General features: G+C 65.6%; 20 protein-coding genes. 5 read left to right on the forward strand and 15 right to left on the reverse strand.

Features of this window, described 5'->3' with window-relative positions; all coding sequences use genetic code 11:
- Together JaAD80_RS24015 and JaAD80_RS24020 are read left to right on the forward strand one after the other, a co-directional pair.
- Positions 1–1269: DUF2339 domain-containing protein (locus JaAD80_RS24015; protein WP_146012511.1), on the forward strand; the 1269-nt coding region annotated here is incomplete at its 5' end.
- A complete protein-coding gene (locus JaAD80_RS24020; protein WP_102298278.1) occupies positions 1266–2810 on the forward strand; it encodes a DUF3999 family protein in 1545 nt (514 codons plus the stop codon). The genes JaAD80_RS24015 and JaAD80_RS24020, both read left to right, overlap by 4 nt.
- 204 nt (positions 2811–3014) lie before the next feature.
- Here JaAD80_RS24020 and JaAD80_RS24025 read toward each other — a convergent pair whose 3' ends face one another.
- Positions 3015–3758 (reverse strand): helix-turn-helix transcriptional regulator, encoded by a 744-nt coding sequence (locus JaAD80_RS24025; protein ID WP_102298280.1) that lies wholly within the window; start codon positions 3756–3758, stop codon positions 3015–3017.
- A gap of 150 nt (positions 3759–3908) precedes the next feature.
- Between JaAD80_RS24025 and JaAD80_RS24030 the strand changes: the two genes are divergently transcribed.
- The 3 genes from JaAD80_RS24030 to JaAD80_RS24040 are packed head-to-tail and all read left to right on the forward strand — an operon-like array spanning position 3909 to position 5556.
- Positions 3909–4328, forward strand: a complete 420-nt coding sequence (locus tag JaAD80_RS24030) for a hypothetical protein (protein WP_102298284.1) — start codon at positions 3909–3911, stop codon at positions 4326–4328.
- 26 nt (positions 4329–4354) lie between these two features.
- On the forward strand, positions 4355–4765 hold the full coding sequence (locus JaAD80_RS24035; RefSeq protein WP_146012512.1) for a hypothetical protein: 411 nt from the start codon (positions 4355–4357) through the stop codon (positions 4763–4765).
- Positions 4766–4770: 5 nt separating this feature from the next.
- A complete protein-coding gene (locus JaAD80_RS24040) occupies positions 4771–5556 on the forward strand; it encodes a DUF2145 domain-containing protein (RefSeq protein WP_102298289.1) in 786 nt (261 codons plus the stop codon).
- Here JaAD80_RS24040 and JaAD80_RS24045 read toward each other — a convergent pair.
- The 14 genes from JaAD80_RS24045 to JaAD80_RS24110 all read right to left on the reverse strand — a co-directional run.
- Entirely contained in the window at positions 5553–6170 is a 618-nt protein-coding gene (locus tag JaAD80_RS24045) for a 4'-phosphopantetheinyl transferase superfamily protein (RefSeq protein ID WP_258003151.1), read from the reverse strand. The genes JaAD80_RS24040 and JaAD80_RS24045 overlap by 4 nt on opposite strands.
- A gap of 130 nt (positions 6171–6300) precedes the next feature.
- Positions 6301–6897 (reverse strand): hypothetical protein, encoded by a 597-nt coding sequence (locus JaAD80_RS24050; protein ID WP_102298292.1) that lies wholly within the window; start codon positions 6895–6897, stop codon positions 6301–6303.
- Positions 6898–7062: 165 nt separating this feature from the next.
- Positions 7063–7704 carry a hypothetical protein gene (locus tag JaAD80_RS24055; RefSeq protein ID WP_102298296.1) on the reverse strand — a complete coding sequence of 214 codons (642 nt, stop codon included), beginning with the start codon at positions 7702–7704 and terminating at the stop codon, positions 7063–7065.
- A gap of 31 nt (positions 7705–7735) precedes the next feature.
- A complete protein-coding gene (locus JaAD80_RS24060) occupies positions 7736–8893 on the reverse strand; it encodes a serine hydrolase (RefSeq protein ID WP_102298323.1) in 1158 nt (385 codons plus the stop codon).
- 53 nt (positions 8894–8946) lie between these two features.
- Positions 8947–10179, reverse strand: a complete 1233-nt coding sequence (locus JaAD80_RS24065) for a beta-ketoacyl-ACP synthase (RefSeq protein WP_102298298.1) — start codon at positions 10177–10179, stop codon at positions 8947–8949.
- Positions 10176–10913 (reverse strand): 3-oxoacyl-ACP reductase FabG, encoded by a 738-nt coding sequence (fabG, locus tag JaAD80_RS24070; RefSeq protein WP_374755271.1) that lies wholly within the window; start codon positions 10911–10913, stop codon positions 10176–10178. The genes JaAD80_RS24065 and fabG overlap by 4 nt, the downstream gene beginning before the upstream one ends.
- Complete coding sequence (locus JaAD80_RS24075) at positions 10906–11379, reverse strand: hotdog family protein (protein ID WP_102298303.1); 474 nt, start codon at positions 11377–11379, stop codon at positions 10906–10908. The genes fabG and JaAD80_RS24075 overlap by 8 nt, the downstream gene beginning before the upstream one ends.
- Positions 11376–12566, reverse strand: coding sequence for a beta-ketoacyl-ACP synthase (locus JaAD80_RS24080; protein ID WP_180979566.1), 1191 nt, complete (start codon positions 12564–12566; stop codon positions 11376–11378). Before JaAD80_RS24080 ends, JaAD80_RS24075 begins: the two co-directional genes overlap by 4 nt.
- Entirely contained in the window at positions 12567–13121 is a 555-nt protein-coding gene (locus JaAD80_RS24085) for a DUF3261 domain-containing protein (protein ID WP_102298306.1), read from the reverse strand. It abuts the gene before it with no gap.
- Positions 13121–15502, reverse strand: coding sequence for an MMPL family transporter (locus JaAD80_RS24090; protein ID WP_102298327.1), 2382 nt, complete (start codon positions 15500–15502; stop codon positions 13121–13123). Before JaAD80_RS24090 ends, JaAD80_RS24085 begins: the two co-directional genes overlap by 1 nt.
- A 5-nt stretch (positions 15503–15507) precedes the next feature.
- Entirely contained in the window at positions 15508–16119 is a 612-nt protein-coding gene (locus JaAD80_RS24095; protein ID WP_102298309.1) for an outer membrane lipoprotein carrier protein LolA, read from the reverse strand.
- Positions 16116–16571 (reverse strand): thioesterase family protein, encoded by a 456-nt coding sequence (locus JaAD80_RS24100; protein WP_102298311.1) that lies wholly within the window; start codon positions 16569–16571, stop codon positions 16116–16118. The genes JaAD80_RS24095 and JaAD80_RS24100 overlap by 4 nt, the downstream gene beginning before the upstream one ends.
- Positions 16564–18132 (reverse strand): histidine ammonia-lyase, encoded by a 1569-nt coding sequence (gene hutH, locus JaAD80_RS24105; protein WP_102298314.1) that lies wholly within the window; start codon positions 18130–18132, stop codon positions 16564–16566. Before hutH ends, JaAD80_RS24100 begins: the two co-directional genes overlap by 8 nt.
- Positions 18119–18899 (reverse strand): acyltransferase (locus JaAD80_RS24110; protein WP_102298317.1); only part of this gene is annotated, 781 nt, incomplete at its 5' end. The genes hutH and JaAD80_RS24110, both read right to left, overlap by 14 nt.

The raw sequence follows: 18899 nt of genomic DNA on the forward strand, positions 1-18899 counted from the left end.
TTCCTGGCGCTGCGCGCGCGCGGCGGCGACGCGCTGCTGGCGCTGGCAGCGCGCCCGTTGCTGGTGTGGAGCGGCTTGCTGTGGTTTGCCGCCATCCTCGTGCCGCTCACCGGCTGGCTGCTGCGCCTGCTTGACGGCGACCTGAGCATGCAGCCGCACGCGGGCGAGCACTGGCTGGCGCTGTATCTGCTTGCCGTCAGCGTGACGGCGCCCGTGTCCGCCATCCTGGCGCGGCGCCTGGACTGGCCACAGCTGCGCTGGTTCGGCGTGCCGGCCTGGATCGGCCTGGGCTTGTGGAGCGCCAACCTGCTGCTGGCGCTGTACCTGCGCGACTACCTGCCGACGGCCCTGTCGTGGCTGGCACTGGCCGGCGCCCTGGCCGCCGGCGAATATCTGCTGCTGGCCTGGCCAAAGGCCCCCTGGAACCTCGACGTGCGTGTGCTGCGCCTGCTGCATACCTTGCGCACGGCGGCGCCCTGGCTGATGCTGTGGCCTGTGGGCGCCATGCACGTCAACAGCTGGCTGGCGCGCCACGAGGACAGCGTCAGTCCTGCCTGGGCCCGCTACTTGCCGGCCTGGGCCATGATGCTGGCACTGGCCTGGCTGATCCGCCGCTGCCGCGCGGGCGGCTGGCCCGTGGCGCCCATCGCCGGCTGGTACCAGCGCACCCTGATACCGCTGGGCGCGCTGTGGTCACTGCTGCTGATTGCCGCATGGAACGTGCTCGACGACGGCGGCATGGCCCCGCTGCCCTACTTGCCGCTACTGAATCCGCTGGACTTGAGCACGGGCTTTGCCGTCCTGCTGGCCATCGCCAGCTACCGTCTGTTGCCAGCGGGCCAGATGCCGCTGCCGGCCCTGTGGCAAGCGCGCTTGCCCGTCGTGGCCGCGTGCCTGCTGTATGGCTGGTTCAACCTGATGCTGCTGCGCACGGTGTCGCACTACCTGGGCGTGCCCTATACCTTTGACGCCATGCTGGCCTCGCAATTCGTGCAAGCCATGCTGTCGCTGGTGTGGAGCATCACGGCTCTGCTGCTGATGCGCCACGCGGCCCGCCATCAACGGCGCCAGCAGTGGAGCCTGGGCGCCGTGCTGCTGGGCCTGGTGGTCGTGAAACTGTTCCTGATCGACCTGTCCAACGTGGGCGGCATCGAGCGCATCGTTTCCTTCGTGGGCGTGGGTTTGCTGATGGTGCTGATCGGCTACCTGGCGCCCTTCCCCAAGGCTGCCGCACCCGCGCCAGCCGAACCACAGGCGGGAGCCGCATGAAACCATCATTCCTCTTTTGCACATGCTTGTTCGCTGGTGCCGCGCTGGCAGCACCGCCCCGGGAGCAGCCGCAAGACCAGCCGCAGGACTATCGCTGGAGCATCGCCCTGACGCCCCGGCCCGGTGCCGGCCTGAGCCGCATAAGCGTGCCCACCGACGTCTACCTGCACGCGCGCTCGGCCAGCCTGGCCGACATGCGCCTGTTCGACAGCAGCGGCAAACCGCTGGCCTTCGCCCTGACGGCCCCGCCCGCGCAATCGCGCACGCAGCACGACACGATACCCGTGCGTATCTTCCCCATCACCGGCGCACCGGCCGCCTACTCGGACCTGGACGGCGTGGAGATCCGCACCGGCAACGACGGTCGCCTGCTGTCCGTCACGGCGCGCGGCGGCAGTACGCCCGGTGCGGCGCCTGGCGTGCAGGCGCTGATCCTGGATGCTGGCGCGCCCGCCAAGGATAGCCGCATCGGCGCCCTGCGCTTTACCTTGCCGCCAGGAACCGACAACTACAATGCGCAAGTGCTGCTGGAAGTGAGCAACGACCTGAAGCAATGGGATGCCATCGCCACCACCACCCTGAACTGGCTGCGCAACAGCGACACGCAAACCCTGGCCAACGACCGTATCGAATTCACGCCACGCGCCTTCCGCTATGCGCGGCTGAGCTGGCAGTACGGCGATCCCGTCACTTTCGCCGGCATCGCCGCGCAGCAGGTCAGTATCACGGCCATTGCCGCGCCGCGCGCCACCATCGCACTGAAGGGGACGGCGGGCAAGCACGTGGACGAGCGCCTGTATGCCACGCCGATCGCCATTCCCGCCGACAGCATCGGCTTGCAGCTGGCCGAGGGCAACACGTCCATGCCTGTCACCCTGGGCGTGTATCGCCCGGCAAGCGAAGCGCCGCGCCAACGCCAGCGCCTGCACCTGCGTCCGCAAGCGCGTGCCACGCAGGCGGCCGACTTTGAGCCACTGCTCAACACGACGTTCTACCGCATCAGCATGGATGGCAAGGAACGGGTTTCGGGCGACCTGGCCATGCCCATCATGCACACGACGCAGTGGGTGCTGCGGCCGCAATATCACAGCGGCAGCAATCCGCACAGCGATTCCGTCCTGCGCCTGGGCTGGACACCGGCCAACCTGGTGTTCCTGGCCAGCGGCAAGGGGCCGTATCAACTGGTCTTCGGCAAGAATGGCGCAAGCCCGGCGGAGCTGCCGCTGTCGCAGGTGGCGCCCGGCTTCACACAGGAAGAATTGCTGGCGCTGCCTGTCGCCACGGCGGCCACCGTGGTGGCGCTGACCAGCGATGCCCCCGTCGCGAAGACACCCGACGGTGCGGGCTGGCGCCTGGCGGCCCTCTGGGCCGCGCTGCTGCTGGGCGTGGCCGTGCTGGGCTTTTTTGCCTGGCGCTTGCTGTCGCAGATGAAGCAGGAACAACGGCAGGAAGAAGGACAAGAACGTGGGCAAGAACGCGGGCAGGCGCCTGGACCAGAACCAGGGCAGGAACAAGGCAGCACCGACAAGCAGGAGCATTAAGCGCTCGGCAGCGACATAGAACGATATCGCGCCCGCGCCGTCCGCTGCTTCACCGCCCACCGACTTACCGCAGCAGATTCACTGCCGCTGCCTTGCTGCTGCTGGCTTACTGCTGCTGGCTTACTAATGCTGACTTACTGCCGCTGGCTTACTGCTGCTGGCCCACTGCTGCTGGCTCACTGCCGCTGACTTAGCAATGCTGGCTCACTGCCGCAGCAATGCCTTGAAGGTCTGCGGCATCCAGGGCCGTGCCGCCAGCATGAAGCTGATGGCCAAACGTTCATTGCCAGGCAGACGCGCGTCTTCCTGATGCTGCTGCGAGAACTCCACAGCCACCTGCTTCAGGCGTTCCAGCAAAGCGGCCGTGGATTTTTTCGACAGCATCACGTTCACCAGGCGCAGCAATTCCGTTTCGCCGTCGAACTGGGAATTCAGGTAGTCACCATAGGCAACCTCCTTGAAATAGGTGTGGATGGGGCCATTCGGTATCCAGGCAAAGGTGCGCGCCACCAGCAGTTTGACCCGGTTATTCGGCAGCAGTTCCAGAAAACCGATTTTATCGAGGCGCAGCAGGTATTTCACGGCTTGCGCCTCGCTGATGTCGTAAATGGCGATGATCTGTTCTAGCGGCAGCAGGTTCAGCGCGGAGACGGCCACCACGAACAGCCTGGGATCGTCGATGATTTCCTTCTCCTGCGCATACGTCAATCCCGTGATCAGGGTCGGCGTGGCCTGTGCCGTCTGCACGGCCTGCGCCAGCTGCTGGAAATCACTGCCGATGGCCACCAGGATCTGGTCCAGCCGCTGCAAGGTAAATTGTTTCTGCGAAAACATGCGCTTGACGCTGGCTTCGGACACGCCGATGCGCTGCGCCAGTTCGGCATAGGTGAGGGAGCGCGCTTTTAACAGCCGCTTCAAGGCTTCGATCAAGGCATGGGTCTGGGGCATGGCTATCCTTTAATTGCTACAAGCCAAGATAGTATCAAAAAGTAATACTTGAAGTATGACTGCCCACTACGAGTAGCGTTCCGATTGACCGGAATGCTGGCGTCGACAATCATGCCTCTGCCAATCAGGCATATCAAGAAGGAGACACCCATGAAACGCTTGCTACCCATCTGCTTGTCCTTGTCGCTGCTGCTGGCCGGCTCCGTGGCGGGTTCGGCCCAGGCGGCCGCTTCGGAAAACCTGTCGAAAGGATCGCAAAACCTGAGCCAGGGTTCCGCCATCGTGGTGGCCGGCTCCATGTCGATGCTGGTCGCCTCCGGGCAGATCGTCGTTACCAGCGTGGAAACGGTGGGCGAAGGCATCGTCGTCGTGCTGAAAGGCGCGTCCGAAGCGGGTGGCGCGTCAATACAGATGAGCACGCAAGCGGCCAAGGGCCTGTCTCTGGCCGCCGGCACCGTGCTCAGCGTGGTGGCGCTGTCCACCGGCCACATGCTGGTGCTGTCCGGCAAGGCCATCGCCTTCATCCCGAACGAACTGGGCAAGGCCTTGCTGCACCACTCCCAAGTCTAAGCCCCATCAAGAAAAACAGGACATCCATGAAACACATACTCGCCATGACCTTGCTGTGCGCAGCTACCCTGACATCGCAGGCCGCCAACGCCGACAGCTCCCGCGCCTCCGACAACGCCAGCATGGCGTCGGCCATCGTGCTGGTCGGCTCCATAGTCGTGCTGGCCAGCGCCGGTGAGGTCGTCATCGACACGGTGGAAAACGTGGCCGACGGCAGCATTGTCGTGCTGAAGAGCACGGCCAAAGGCGCCTCGAAGGCCGCCACGGCGTCGGTCAAGCTGGGCAAGCAAGCCACGCAGGGCCTGTCGCTGGCGGCCGGCACGGTGATCCAGGTGGTCGCCGTCTCGACAGGCCACATGCTGGTGCTGTCCGGCAAGGCCATCGCCTATGTGCCGAATGCGGCCGGCAATGCCATCCTTCATCACTCGAAAGCGTGAACCCCATGAAATACCTGACTGCCATGATCATCAGCCTGGCCCTGGCCGGCGCCGCCCATGCGGGGCGCTCGTGCGAGGAAAAACCCACCGATGCCACCACTCTCGCCAAGTCCATGGACCTGGCGCAAAAGACCTTGCAGGCGCTCGATGGTTCGGGCGCGCAAGTGGCGCTGGTGGCGCGCGTCGGCCAGGACTTGTCCAAGTACAATTTGCGCTATTCGCACGTGGCGCTGGCCTGGCGCGACCACCCGCAAGGGCGCTGGCTGGTGGTGCATGAACTCAATGAATGCGGCACGGCGCAATCGTCGCTGTTCAACGAAGGCTTGGGCAATTTCTTCATGGATGATGTGTTCATGTATGAATCCCTGATCCTGATTCCCGGCCAGGATACGCAGCAGCAACTGGCGCGCCTGCTGGCGTCGAGCACGCCCAAGCGCCTGCATGAGGCACACTACAATATGCTGGCCTACCCGTTTTCCACCAAGTACCAGAACTCGAACCAGTGGGTGCTGGAACTGCTGGCCGCTGCCAGCAACGCGCCTGGCAAGATCGAGACGCGGGCCGAAGCGCAAGGCTGGCTGCGCAGCGCCAGCTACGCGCCGCAAACGCTGAGCATACCCGCCGCCACGCGCCTGGGCGCGCGCATGTTCCGCGCGAATATCGCTTTTGACGACCACCCTTTCGAGCGCCGCATGACGCGCCAGATCGACGTCGTCAGCGTCGACTCCATCACCCGCTTCCTGCGCCAGCGCGAACCGCAGATACAGGAAATCGTGGTGCGGGGAAATTAATCCGGCACCAGGCCCGGCACGACCAGGGCAGGCGCCTGCGCCAGCGGTGCGGCGCTGCACAGCACGATGGACAATTCGGCGTGCGCCACGGCCACGCAGCTGGCCGCCGCCACGCCCAGCTTGTAGCGCGCCTCGGCTTCGCTCCAGCGCCGGTAGAACAGGGCCAGCCGCGCCGCCTCCGGCAAGCCTTGCAATTCAGCGGCCACGGCCGCGCCAAACGCCTGGCCGGCCAGCGCCAGCACGTCGCGGCCAGGGTCGCGCAGCTCGATATCGAGCCCCAGCCGCGTGGTAGCGCTCAGCGCGCACGCGACCCAGTGGCCGCTGTGCGAAATACTGAACTGCGCGCCCGGCGCGGGCGACAGCAGCAGCGGCGCCTGGCCGGCGCGTTCTTCCAGCACGACGGACTTTGCTGGCAGCTGCAGCAATTCTCCCATCGCCACGCGCAGCATGGCGCGTCCCAGCAGGAACTGGCGCTGGCGCAGCGGCCGCGCGAAGCGCGCGTAACGGGCCGCTTCGGCCGGTCCCAGCCAGGATACATAGCGATGCAGCTGCGCAGCAGCGATCGTGCGGCTATCGAGCAGCCAGATCGTGGCGCCGGACAAGACTGGAGACATGGCGGCAGGGGAATAGGCAAAGGCGCAGTCTGCCACAAATCGTTCGTCCGCATGCGGCAAAAAATGGCAGCGCGGTTGCCCGTCGCTGCCATAGTCATCGCGTGTGCTGGCGCTTGCGCGCGCGCCCGTCTTAGTTTGCCATCGGTGCTTCGACCGCCTTGTTATCGGCGCCCGTCGGGCCGCCTTCGGCACGCGCATAGTTGGCCTTGATGTACGCGCTGGTCAGGTTGGCGACGCGTGTCAGCATCAGATTGTCATGCACGCCCAGCGTAAAGCCGGCTGCCATGGCATCTGCGCGCTGGAAGAATTCCGGGGTCGCCACCAGGACGCCCTTGCTATCGCGGATCATGACGCGCATGCGCACGCCCGAGCTGCCGGCCAATGGACCCAGGAATACGCGCTTGGCGCCGCTCTTGAACTGGATCTCTTCGACGATCGGTTCGATGATCAGCACGCGACCGTTGGCGGGACCGGCATTCCACGTTTTCAGCGATTCGGCCAGGTCCTTGCGAATGTTTTCATCGATTTTCGCCATGCCAGCCTGGTTACCCTCGTAACCTTTGGCAAATACCGTCGGCTTGACTTCGATACGGCCAAACGACGAGAAGGCCTCGCGCGGTGCCGGATTCTGCGTCGACGACGCCTTGACGCTTGTGGCACAACCTTGCAACATGGACACGGACAGCAATGCGCCGGCCAGAATGACTGCTTTTGATACTTTTTGCATATTCTCTTTCTCTTTTTATTGGAATGGTTTCCAGGCACCACCGACCTGCCGGACGGCACCCGCCACCGATTGAACGACTTCCCTGCTGCTTGCCTGCTAGTTACTGCTACGTGCCTACAACTTCCTTGCTACGCGAGAGACGGCGAAAAGATGCGTAGCCAAGGGTCAATCAAAACCTGCCAGCACCTTGTAGCTGATTTCAGTATTGCTCGCGTGCAGCACTTCCAGCCTTGCGCCCTTGTAACCCAAGATCATGGACTCGGACAGGTCGTACGTCACGTCGTTATTGAATGCGGGGCGGGCCACGTTGCGCTGGAACTCACGGTAGCCAAGGGTGATCTTGTCGCCGATACGTCCGCTATAAATCAAGGTATTCTGGAAACTCGCCGCCTGATAATTGGTCGTCACGCCCATGACGTAATCGAACTTGGCGCATGGCGCGCGGCCGATGCAGATGGTGCCATCCTTGCTGAACAGATGCAGCTTGTTCTGCTTGGCCACGGTGCCGCCCGCAGTCGCCATGACCACGCCGCCAAAGGTCTGGTACTCCGCCTTGTCCGCAATTTGCGGATACGTTCCCTTGCGCACGATAAACTCGCCGAGTGGCTGGTCCTGCGCCAGCACCAGTGCGCGGGTTTCCACTGCATCGCTCTTGATGAGCATTTTCTCGCCAATGCCGATGGTCACCACCGTCCCCACTTGCGGCAAGGTGGTCTGATAGGCCGAATGGGGCACGGGCCGGCTCTTGCATCCGGCCACGCCAATGCCACACATCATCACGAATAACAGCTTAAAAACAGGCTTCACAATTACTCCATTAATTATCTGAACTGCAATTTTACGCTGAAATATGTTTCCGCTTGGAAATTCTTAACAACAAACGATGGCCGATGCTATTCGTCCAGTTAAAACTGTTTTGCAAGACCACCACGCCTGTCCGGTTCTTGACATCGAGACCGATGTAGCTGGAGTAGCCCGCCACGAAACCCACCTGGTAGGTGATCTTGTTGCCATCGATATCATCCACCAGCCATGCCAGTGCCGCCGCCTCGACCGGCCGGTCCACCCGTACGCTCAGGGTGTCGTGCAAGGCCCTGTCCAGCACGGGATCGTCGCTGCCCCGGATATTTGCCCGCGCATAGCGCAGCAGATCATTCGCCGTCGAATACAGGGCAGCCGAGCCCGTCAACACGTCAGTGAACTCCCAATCCGGAGCCTCGCTTCCGCGCCGCATGAACTTGGGCTGATCGCCGACATGGCCATGCGCACGCGCGGCAAAGCCAGGCAAGCCCTGCGGGTGATAACCGGTGCTGTCGAGTGCCAGTGGCTGCAAGATGGTTTCACTGACCAGGGCATCCATCTTTTTTCCCGTGCGCAGTTCCAGCACATGGCCCAGCAAGCCATAGCCGATATTCGAATAGTTGGGCGCTGTCGTTGCGGGCGCATCAAAATCGGCCAGGTAGGCCAGCAGATAGTCACGGTCGAAGTGGCGGTAAAAGCTCTCGCCTGTAAACAGGTATTCGACAAAGTACAACAGGGTTTGCGGCGTAAATGGCTGCCGCGGCAAGCCCGAGGTATGCGTGACCAGCTGCAGCAAGGTGATCTTGCGCGCGGATGCGCTCAATGGCGTGCCTGGCGGCAACAGCCGCTCGAGCGTGTCATCCCAGGCAAAGACGCCCTGCTGCACCAGCACCGCCGTGGTGGCGCTCAAAAAACCCTTGCTGATCGACCCAACGGCAAACAGGGTATCGCCATCGGGCCGGTGACCGCTGACGGCATGCTCGGTCGTGCCATAGCCGTAACACTGCACGCTGCCATCGGGCAGCAGAACACCGACCACCACACCCGGCGTAGCCCCCTTGTCGATCAGCGGCTGCGCCAGCGCATCGACCTCCTTGCGCAGATCGCCGCTGACGGCATAGCGCTCGCCCGATGCCTGGTCGGAGTCGATTTCCATGCGTGACAGGGTGCCGCACGCCGCCAGCGCCGCCAGCATGCCCAGCACGCACGCACGGCCGGCGTATCGCCGGCAGACAGCTCGCAACGAAGTCACGGTCGGTAACGCTTGAAAATCAGCGACGTGTTGATGCCGCCAAAGGCAAAATTGTTCGACATCACGTACTCGCATTCAATGGCACGGCCTTCGCCGGCGATATAGTCGAGCGGCGCGCATTGCGGGTCGACCTGCTGCAGGTTGATGGTCGGGGCGAACCAGCCTTCGCGCATCATCTCGATGCTGATCCATGCTTCCAGCGCGCCGCAGGCGCCCAGGGTGTGGCCCATGTAGCTTTTCAGCGAGCTGATAGGCGTGCGGTCGCCGAATACCTCGAACGTGGCTTGCGACTCGGCGATATCGCCCTGCTGCGTACCCGTGCCGTGCGCGTTGATGTAGCCGATATCGGATGGCTGCAGGCCCGCGTCGGCCAGCGCCAGCAGCATCGCCTGGCGCATGGTGGCGGCGTTCGGCTGGGTCACGTGACAGCCGTCGCTGTTGGTGCCGAAGCCCACCAGTTCCGCGTGGATGGTGGCGCCGCGTGCCTGCGCATGCTCGAATTCCTCGAGGATCAGGCAGCCGGCACCCTCGCCGATGACCAGGCCGTCGCGGCTGGCGTCGAACGGGCGCGGCGTCGTATGGCCCGCATCGTTGCACGTGCTGGTGGCGAACAGGGTGTCGAAGACGGCCGCCTCGGTGGCGCACAGTTCCTCGGCGCCGCCGGCGATCATCGCCAGCTGCTTGCCGCCGGCGATCGCCTCGTAGGCGTAGCCGATGCCCTGGCTGCCCGAGGTGCAGGCGCTCGACGTGGTGATGACCCTGCCCGTGACGCCGAAGAACACGCCGATGTTGACGGGCGCTGTGTGCGCCATCATCTTGATGTAGGTGGTGGCGTTGATGCCCTTGGTGGTGCGCTCTTCCATCATGCGGCCAAAGTCGCCGATGGCGCTGGGCGTGCCGGCGGACGAACCGAAGGAAATGCCCATCTGCCCGCTTTTCACCACGGGGTGCCCGGCCAGGCCAGCATGCTCGAGCGCCAGTTCGCTGGCGCGCGTGGCCATCAGCGCGATGCGTCCCATGCTGCGCACGGCCTTGCGGTTGTAGCGCTCCGTCAGCGCGAACGGCGCGGCCGGCGCGCCCAGCTGCGTGTTCAAGCCTTCATAGTCGGCCCATTCGTCCATGCGCACGACGGCGTTGCGGTACTCGCCCAGGCACTGGCGGATGGCCGGCCAGTCGTTGCCGATCGGGCTGATGCCGGCCATGCCGGTCACGGCTACGCGGCGGCTCATGCCATGCCTCCGTTGACGGAAATGACCTGGCGCGTGATGTAGCCTGACTCTTCGCCGACGAGGAAACTGACGGCGGCGGCCACTTCTTCCGGCGTGCCGACGCGGCGCGCGGGGATCATCTTCAGCGCCTCGTCGAGCGGCACCTCGCTGATCATGTCCGTCTCGATCAGGCCCGGCGCCACGCAGTTCACCGTGATGGCGCGCTTGGCCAGTTCCAGCGCCAGCGCCTTGGTGGCGCCGATGATGCCCGCCTTGGCGGCGCTGTAATTGACTTGCCCGCGGTTGCCGATCAGGCCCGACACGGAGGCGATGGTGACGATGCGCCCCGGCTTGCGGCGCTGTACCATCGGCATCACCAGCGGGTTGAGCACATTGTAGAAACCATCGAGATTGGTTTGCAGGACAATGTCCCAGTCTTCGCCCGACATGGCGGGGAACGCGTTGTCGCGCGCCACGCCGGCGTTGCACACCACGCCGTAATAGCAGCCATGCTCGGCGATATCCGCTTCCAGCGCGCAGGCTGCCGCGGCACGGTCGCCGATATCGAATTGCAGCACACGCGCGACACGACCATGCCCCGGTTCCATCGCCGCGATCTGCTGCGCCACCGCCTCGGCTTCGGCACGCGCGCTGCGGCAATGCAGTACCACGTCAAAGCCATCGCGCGCCAGGCGCAAGGCGATCGCCTTGCCGATGCCGCGCGACGATCCCGTTACCAACACACTTTTACTCATGCTGCGCTCCATTCATACTCTCCTGCAGAAATTGCTTTGCATCTTCGGGCTGGAATACCGTGATCGTCGCCTGCGCCAGCACGGCGCCGGCCATCTCGATACGGCACTCGAACGCGCCCAGTCCATTCTCGCCCTGCAAGGCCTGCTGCACATGCACCTGCAGCAGGCTGCCAGCGGCAAACAGGGGCACTTGCGCTTCGTAGCGCCGCGCCCCCAACAAAAAACCGATCTTCACGGGCGCACCGGCCAGGCGGGCGCGGTAGCCCGCATGCGCGGCGATCGCCTGCGCCATGTATTCGATGCCGACCCAGCTGCCCACGCCGGTCGACGCGGCGTCATACAGCACGCTGCCCGCGTGGATGGCCACTTCGGCGCACAGGTTTTCCGCATCGGCCGACAGCACCCGGTCGAGCAGCACCATGGCGCCGGAATGCGGCACCAGTTCGCCGATAGGAGGAAAACTCATGCGCCCCTCCCGAACAGCAACGCGGCGTTCGAGCCGCCGAAAGCAAACGAATTGCTCAACGCCCAGTCGAGCGGACGCCCCAGGCGCGCGCCGGGCAAGGCCAGGCGCAGGGCCGGCAGCGCGTCGTCCGGCACGCCATCCCACAGGTGCGGCGGCAGCAAGCCCTCGGCGTTATCGTCCTGCATCGCCAGCCAGCACAGGGCTGCCTCGATGGCCGCCGCCGCGCCCAGCGCGTGGCCCGTCAGGGGCTTGGTGGAACTGGCCATCACCTGGCCGCCAAACAGGTCGGCGACCACGCGCGCTTCCATCGCATCGTTCTGCTGCGTGGCCGTGCCATGCAAGTTCACGTAATCGACCTGCGCCGCCTTGATGCCGGCGCGTGCCAGCGCCTGGCCGATGGCCAGGCGCGCGCCGCCGCCTGCGGGATCAGGCGCCGACATGTGGTGCCCGTCCGACGATTCGCCCCAGCCGCGCAAAGCCACGGCGGCCGGCTGTGCCGTCATCAGGAACAGGGCCGCGCCTTCGCCGATATTGATGCCGTCGCGGCCGGCGCCCAGCGGATTGCAGCGCCGTTCGCTGACGGATGCCAGCGCCGAAAAGCCAGCCACGGTAAAGCCGCACAGGGTATCGACGCCGCCCGTCAGCACGGCATCGCACAAACCCATGCGGATCAGGCGCGCGGCGCTGGCCATCGCCTTGGCGCTCGACGAGCAGGCGCTCGAATGCACGAGCGCCGGGCCGTCGATGCCCAATTCATCGGCCAGCATCAGTGCCGGCGACGCCATCTCCTGCTGGCCATAGTGAAAGGTTGGCGGCAAGCCGCCGCCGGCCACGTGCTGGCCGATGGCGTCTTCCGTCTCGCCTATGCCCGAGGTGCTGGTGCCGATTACCACGGCGACGCGGTCAGCGCCGTAGCGGGCGATGGCCTGCTCCACGGCCGGGCGGATCTGCGCCAGCGCCGCCAGCGCCATCCGGTTATTGCGGCTGCGCGCGGCGATGCCGTGCTGCGCCATCTCTGGCAGTGACGCATCGACCACGCCCAGCGGCAGCACGCGGCCGGGCGTGTAGGTATCGACGGGCAGCACGCCGCTGTCCGCGGCGAACAGGCGCGCGCGCACTTCTTCCCGGCTGGCGCCCAGCGCGCAGACGATGCCGCAGTCATTCAGATACACGGTCAGGCCAGTCATTCAGCTTCCTTCCGGGGCGTTCTGTATCGTCAGGCGATAGCGGTAGCGCAGGTTGTCGAGCACCACCGTGCCGCTCCAGCGCGGCATGGCGCTGTAGTCGATCACCGTCACCGCCTCGTCGTGCAGGAACAGGGTGCGGCGCAAGCCGCTGTCCTCGATGCGCCAGCCGGCCGGCAAGGCATCGGCGATCGCCTCGCGCGGCCACAGGGTCAGCTGCATGTCTTCCAGCACGTCTTCCGCGCGCACCTGTGCCGGCAGCATCAGGTGACGCCAGGACGTCATCTCCTTGCCGTCGTAATGCAGCGACAGCACGCGCTGGCCGAATGCCAGGCCCACCAGGTCCAGGTGCGACGCCTCCACCTCCAGCGCCGCATCGAGTTCGTCGATGCGCCCTGCCCGTTCGACGACCAGATGCTGCTGCACGCTGACCGTGGCGCCCAGCGCCTGCGGCGCCAGTTTCAGGCCCAGGCGCGCCGGCGCCGAAGGTGGCGTACTGGCGCAGCCGGCCAGTGCCAGCAGCAGTGCCGGCGCCCATCGTTGACAACGCAAAAACATCAGATTTCTCCTGCGGCATCGGCCGCGCTACGAGGATCGGCTGTGGCAAAGCACGGCGACAGCAGCCAGACCAGCGCCGTACCGATCAGCATCGTCAAGCCAAATGCCTGCAGTGCCGCCGTCTTGCTCAATGCCAGCAAGCCGAAAGACAGAATGGTATTTGCCGCAGACAGTCCCACGGCCAGCCATGGCGTGTTGTTGCGGCGGTCCGGGTGTTCCTGCATGAAGATGCCGTAGTCGACGCCCACGCCCAGCAGCAGCATCAGCGCCAGCACGTGGAACAGCTGCAGCGGCAAATTCAAGTAACCTAGCAGGGCCAGGACCGCCACGCTGGCCAGCGCCGTGGGCGCCAGCACGCGCCAGGTGCGGCGCCGGTAACGGGGCAGCAGCAAGCCGAATACCACCACATAGGCGCCCAGTACCACGGCGCCCATGTAGACGCGGTAGCGCCCCAGCACCGAAGAAATTTCACTCACCTTGTCGACCCACTGCACGCCGGGCATGCCCTCGCCCGCCTTCGCCAGCAAAGGGATGGCCGCATACTGCATGCCGCGCAGGGCGACGATGGAGGCATAGCCGCCTTCGACCTTGCCCAGCCACAGATGACGCCACGGTTCGCTGGCCGGCACCTGCAGGAAGGCGTCGATCGACAGCGGCGCGCCTGCCTGTTCCAGTTGCGCGCGCACTTTTCCGGCCCACTCGGGGCCTTCATCGACGGACTGCGCCAGCAGGTCGAGCGCGGCGCCCGGCTGCAGGATGGCCGCATCGAGCAAGGCCCGGCGCGCCGCCTGCGTCTGCAGCGACGGCACCCAGTTCGACATGGCCTGCACGCCACTGATGTGCTTTTGCGCGATCAGGGGCAGCAGCCGCAGTTTCAGGGTTTCCTCGCGTTGCAGCACGCTCTCTGCGCTGTCGCCGCGCACCAGGTAGAACTGCACCGGCGTGGGGCCGTCCAGCAGTTTTCCCAGCTTGATCTGGTCGCGTATCAGGTGCGCGGGCGGCGTTTGCAGCAGGCGGATATCGTCGTTGACGCCCAGGCGGCTGATGCCGACGACGGCGAACACGGCAAACAGCACGCCGCCAATCAAGGTGGCGCGATTGGCGCGCAGCAGCGGCCAGCGCGCGCGCGCGCCGTAGCGCGCGACCAGGACGCCGCTTTTCAGGCTGCCGCCGCCTATCAGCGCGGGGAACCAGAAGACCACGGTCAGCCAGGCGAATACCAGGCCCAGGGCGGAAAACACGGCCATGTGGCGCAGGCCCGGGAACGGCGTCAAGGCCAGGCCCATATAGCCGATGACGGCCGCCAGCAAGGTCAGGCACAGGCCCGGCAGCAGCCGGCGCAGCAAGGCGCGCGAGTCGAGCGCGGGATCGGCGCCCAGGCGGTTGCACAGGAAGTAGATGCCGTAATCCTGCGCCACGCCGATCAGGCTGGCGCCAAACACCAGGGTCATCAGGTGGACTTTACCGAACAGCAGCCAGCACACGGAGAGCGAACCCAGGCAGCCGATGCTGATCGACAGCAGGATCAGCGCAATCGGCTTGACCGAGCGAAAGGTCAGCCACGTCAGCAGGATGATGCCCGCCAGGGAGCCCAGGCCGATGGTCGACATCTCGCCCGCCGCCTGGCTGCTGGCGGCCGCCGCATGCAGGATCACGCCGGCGCTGATGATTTCCACACCGGCCACGGCTTGCCGCGCCGCCGCCTCGGCTTGCGCCAGCACGGGCAGCGCGCTTTCCTGCGCGCCCAGCGAAAAGGCGGGTAGGCGCAAGGTCAGCGGCAGCAGCACATACTGGCGCTCGCCATCGGCGACAAACAGATGGCCGTCGCGCGGACGCACGGGGGTTTCCTGCGCCCGCTCCTGCACCCAGCCGCTGAACAGGCCGAAGGGATCATCCTGCCAAGCGCCTAGTTTCGGCCCGCCAAACGGGCTGTATAACTGGCTCAGGGCAGCATCGCGCCAGAATGACGGCGCTTCCTGGCGCAGCTGCGTTTCCTGCGGTGCCGCCAGCAGCGTCAGGCGGTGCTGCTGGAACAGGGCCAGCCAGTCGTTCTGCGTCTGCTCGTCGAGCGGCGTGGAATGGAACAGGTCCGCGTGGCGCGCCAGCACGGCGCCGTAGGCTTCGGCCGCGCGCCTGGCGTCGGCCCAGTCGGGCGCGCCGACCAGCACCGCCACGCGCTGCTGCGCCGCGTCGACCATGTGTGTAAACGAGGCCTGCAGCACCGGGTCGCGCTCCTGCACCGGCAGCAGGGCCAGAATGTCGGTTTCCGGCGCGATGCGCTTGCCCAGCCACAGGTAGGCGTTATGCGCGAGCAGCAGCGCCACCACCAGCGCCCAGGCGATGGCCAGCAGGCGCCCGGCGTTGCGGCCGCGCTTTGTCAGCGCGTTCAAAACAGGGCCGCCTCTTGCGCCGTGATGGCGGCCGGTCCCGTTTCAATCGCCGAAAACACGATGCTGGTGCGGTCGCCGCTCGCTTCGCTGATGCTGATGTTTTTCACGAAGGCGCCGCCATCGAGGCGTATACTGCCGATGGCCTTGGCCAGCGCCGGCTGGCGCGCCTTCAGCGCCACCTGCCAGGTGCCGCCGTCGATGCTGCCATCGACTTCAAACAGGGTATCGAGCTGCGCCAGGTCGCCGGCCAGCAGCGAAAACAGCACGCTGTTGATCATCTTGACCACCGGCTCCGTCTTCGCATCGAGGCGCATGGCCACGCGCTCGCCCTGGAAATGCACGATCTCGTCGCGCGTCAGGCGCAGGGTATTCGGAAACGGCTGCAGGGTGCGCCACAGCACGCCCTTGCCCGCCACCACGCAGAAGCGCCCATTCGACGCCAGCGCCTTCTTCATGCCCGCCAGCTGCTTGCTCTGGTCGAAGCGGCCGCACAGCTGCTGCGGCTTGGCCAGCATGGCCTCGATCTTCGCCACGGGCGCGGCAGCGTGCGCGGACGCCGTCGCCAGCAGGCACAGGCCCGCCAGCAGAATTTTGATATGCTTTTTCATGCGGACTTCAATCCCAATTTTTCAAACAGTACGGGCGGCGAGGCAAAGCACATTTCGCCGCTGGCCATATCCACGGCGACCTGCGTCGTGCTGGCGCGGTTCAGGCGCTTGCCCGTCGCGCTGTCGCTGACCAGGTAGTCGATCTTCAGGCGGTCTTCCCACTCCACCAGGTCGGCGCGCAGGGTCAGGCGCTGGCCGAACGTGGCCGGCGCCACGTAGCGCAAGTGCATGTCGATCACTGGCCAGGCATAGCCGGAGGCCTTCATGTCGACGTAGTTGTAGCCGATGCTGTCGAGCAGCGCGCAGCGCACCACCTCCAGGTATTTGACGTAGCGGCCATGCCAGACGATTTCCATCGGATCGAGGTCGAAAAACTGCACCTGCATCTCCACTTCCGCGTACCAGCGGCTGGGCGCGGCCTTTTTGCCGCGCACTTTATGCGTCTCAGTCATTCGCGGCTCCATACAGCGGCCAGGCCCGGGCGCGCATGCGTTCGAGCAGCACGCGCAGTTCCGGGTCGAGGCGGCGGTCTTCTTCCACCGGCGCGATATCGGCCGCCAGCGCTTCCAGCATGGCCGTCAGCGCCGCCTGCGGCAGCACGTCGGGGTTGACCTTGCAGCGAAGCCAGACGCCCTGGCGCACGGTGATCAGCAAGGCGGCTGCCACCTGCTCGCACAGTTCCAGCACGCGCAGGCAGTCGCGCGCGGCGATGGTGCCCATGCTGACCTTGTCCTGGTTGTGGCACTCGGTCGAGCGCGAAAATACGGAGGCCGGCATGGTCAGTTTCAGCGCTTCGGCCGTCCACGCGGAGGCGCTGATCTGCAGCGCCTTCAAGCCGTGGTTGATGGCCGCGCGCGGTCCAGTGGCGCCCGACAGGTTGGCCGGCAAGCCCTGGTTGTAGCGGCTGTCGACCAGCAAGGCCATCTGGCGGTCCAGCAGGTCGGCCAGGTTGGCCACCGTGTTCTTCATGCTGTCCATGGCAAAGGCGATATGGCCGCCGTAAAAATGTCCGCCATGCAGCACGCGCTCGCCTTCGGCGTCGATGATGGGATTGTCGTTGGCGCTATTGAGTTCATTCTCGATGGAAGAGCGCAGCCACGGCAGGGCGTCGGCCAGCACGCCGATCACGTGCGGCGCGCAGCGGATCGAATAGCGGTCCTGCAGGCGTTTGCCATTGCGTTCCCAGCTATCGGTGGGCAAGTCGGCGCGCAGCCAGGCCGCCACCTGCTGCATGCCCGGATGCGGCTTGACGGAGAACAGCGTGGCATCGAAGTGGTGCGCATTGCCATCCAGCGCGAACGAAGCCATGGCCGTGATGCGCGTCGTCAGGCGGGCCAGGTAGTCGGCGCGTTCATACGCCAGGCAGGCCAGCGCGGTCATGACGGCCGTGCCATTCATGATCGCCAGGCCTTCCTTCGGGCGCAGCCGCAACGGCGTGATGCCCGCTTCGCGCAATGCCTGTTCCGCCGGCACCTGCACGCCGTCGCGCCATACTTCGCGCTCGCCGCACAGTACCGCCGCCAGGTAGGACAGCGGCGTCAGATCGCCGCTGGCGCCGACCGAACCTTCGGACGGAATCAGCGGCAGCAGGCCGGCGTCGAGCAGGCGCGCGATCTGCGCCAGCAGCTCCACGCTGACGCCGGAAAAACCTTTGGAGAGCGATGCCAGGCGCGTGGCCATGATGGCGCGCGTCTGCGCCGGCGTGAAGAATTCGCCCAGGCCGCAGCCGTGGTAGGTGTACAGGTGGTGCGGCAGTTCGGCCACCAGTTCCGGCGGCACCGTGACCGTGCACGAATCGCCGTAGCCCGTGGTCACGCCATAGATGGTGCCATCCTCGCGCAGCAGGCGGTCGAGGAAATCGGCGCCGCGCGCGATCGCCGCCAGGAACACGGGGTCGCTCGACAGTTCGGCGCTGGCCCGGCCATGCGCGATGTCGGTAATGTCTTCGATGCGCAGGCGCTCGCGGTCAAAGCGGACGGCGCGCCGGGGATTTTTCAGGTCAGCGAGTTGCATCGGGAGTATCCAGTCTTGAAGTATCGGGGAGTTGCCAAAAATCGTAGAAATTGAACCATTCGAGCGGCGCGCGCAGGCAATGGTGCTGCAGCCGCGCGGCATAGGCGGCGGCCAGGTCGGCCAGCATCGCCTCGCGCGCCTTGCGCGGCAGATGCAGGGATTCGCGGAACAGTTCGAAATGGATTTCCGAGCGCTCGCCGATGCGCGTTGAAAACAGCAGGTACACGGGGCATTGCAGCACGCTGGCCAGCACATACGGGCCAATCGGAAACGCAGCCGGCTGGCCCAGGAACGGCGCCACGGCCACGCGCGGCTGCGGCGAGACGGGAATGCGGTCGCCGGCGATCACCACGAATTCGCCCTGCGCCACCTTTTCGGCCAGCAGCATGGCCGTGGCGGGCGTCATTTCCGTCACCTGCATCAGATTGAGCTGGCTGTCGGGATTCAGGCGCGCCAGCATTCGGTTGAAAGCCTGCGCATGGCGCGTGTGCACGAGCACGGTCAGCTTCAATCGCGTATCGCGGCGCGACAGCACGCGGCACAGTTCCAGGTTGCCCAGATGGGCGCAGACCAGCAAGGCGCCGCGGCCCTCGTCGATGCAGCGGTTGACGCCATCGGCGCCATCGACACCGTGCAGGCTGACGCCGCGCGTGTCATACAGGCCGCCCCACAGCAGCATCTTGTCGAGGATGGTTTCGGCAAACGCGCCGAAATGCCGCAGCACGCCCAGGCCGGCCGGGCCGCCGCAGGCGGCGACGCGCGCCAGG

Origin of the sequence: Janthinobacterium sp. AD80 (assembly GCF_002878455.1) — a bacterium.
In the GTDB taxonomy this organism is placed as follows: domain Bacteria; phylum Pseudomonadota; class Gammaproteobacteria; order Burkholderiales; family Burkholderiaceae_D; genus Janthinobacterium.

Coding starts and splice junctions, on each gene's coding strand:
- JaAD80_RS24020 (WP_102298278.1), top strand. CDS start 1,266: ATGAAACCATCATTCCTCTTTTGCACATGCTTGTTCGCTGGTGCCGCG.
- JaAD80_RS24025 (WP_102298280.1), bottom strand. CDS start 3,758: ATGCCCCAGACCCATGCCTTGATCGAAGCCTTGAAGCGGCTGTTAAAA.
- JaAD80_RS24030 (WP_102298284.1), top strand. CDS start 3,909: ATGAAACGCTTGCTACCCATCTGCTTGTCCTTGTCGCTGCTGCTGGCC.
- JaAD80_RS24035 (WP_146012512.1), top strand. CDS start 4,355: ATGAAACACATACTCGCCATGACCTTGCTGTGCGCAGCTACCCTGACA.
- JaAD80_RS24040 (WP_102298289.1), top strand. CDS start 4,771: ATGAAATACCTGACTGCCATGATCATCAGCCTGGCCCTGGCCGGCGCC.
- JaAD80_RS24045 (WP_258003151.1), bottom strand. CDS start 6,170: ATGTCTCCAGTCTTGTCCGGCGCCACGATCTGGCTGCTCGATAGCCGC.
- JaAD80_RS24050 (WP_102298292.1), bottom strand. CDS start 6,897: ATGCAAAAAGTATCAAAAGCAGTCATTCTGGCCGGCGCATTGCTGTCC.
- JaAD80_RS24060 (WP_102298323.1), bottom strand. CDS start 8,893: ATGCTGGCGGCGCTGGCGGCGTGCGGCACCCTGTCACGCATGGAAATC.
- JaAD80_RS24065 (WP_102298298.1), bottom strand. CDS start 10,179: ATGAGCCGCCGCGTAGCCGTGACCGGCATGGCCGGCATCAGCCCGATC.
- fabG (WP_374755271.1), bottom strand. CDS start 10,913: ATGAGTAAAAGTGTGTTGGTAACGGGATCGTCGCGCGGCATCGGCAAG.
- JaAD80_RS24075 (WP_102298303.1), bottom strand. CDS start 11,379: ATGAGTTTTCCTCCTATCGGCGAACTGGTGCCGCATTCCGGCGCCATG.
- JaAD80_RS24080 (WP_180979566.1), bottom strand. CDS start 12,566: ATGACTGGCCTGACCGTGTATCTGAATGACTGCGGCATCGTCTGCGCG.
- JaAD80_RS24085 (WP_102298306.1), bottom strand. CDS start 13,121: ATGTTTTTGCGTTGTCAACGATGGGCGCCGGCACTGCTGCTGGCACTG.
- JaAD80_RS24095 (WP_102298309.1), bottom strand. CDS start 16,119: ATGAAAAAGCATATCAAAATTCTGCTGGCGGGCCTGTGCCTGCTGGCG.
- JaAD80_RS24100 (WP_102298311.1), bottom strand. CDS start 16,571: ATGACTGAGACGCATAAAGTGCGCGGCAAAAAGGCCGCGCCCAGCCGC.
- hutH (WP_102298314.1), bottom strand. CDS start 18,132: ATGCAACTCGCTGACCTGAAAAATCCCCGGCGCGCCGTCCGCTTTGAC.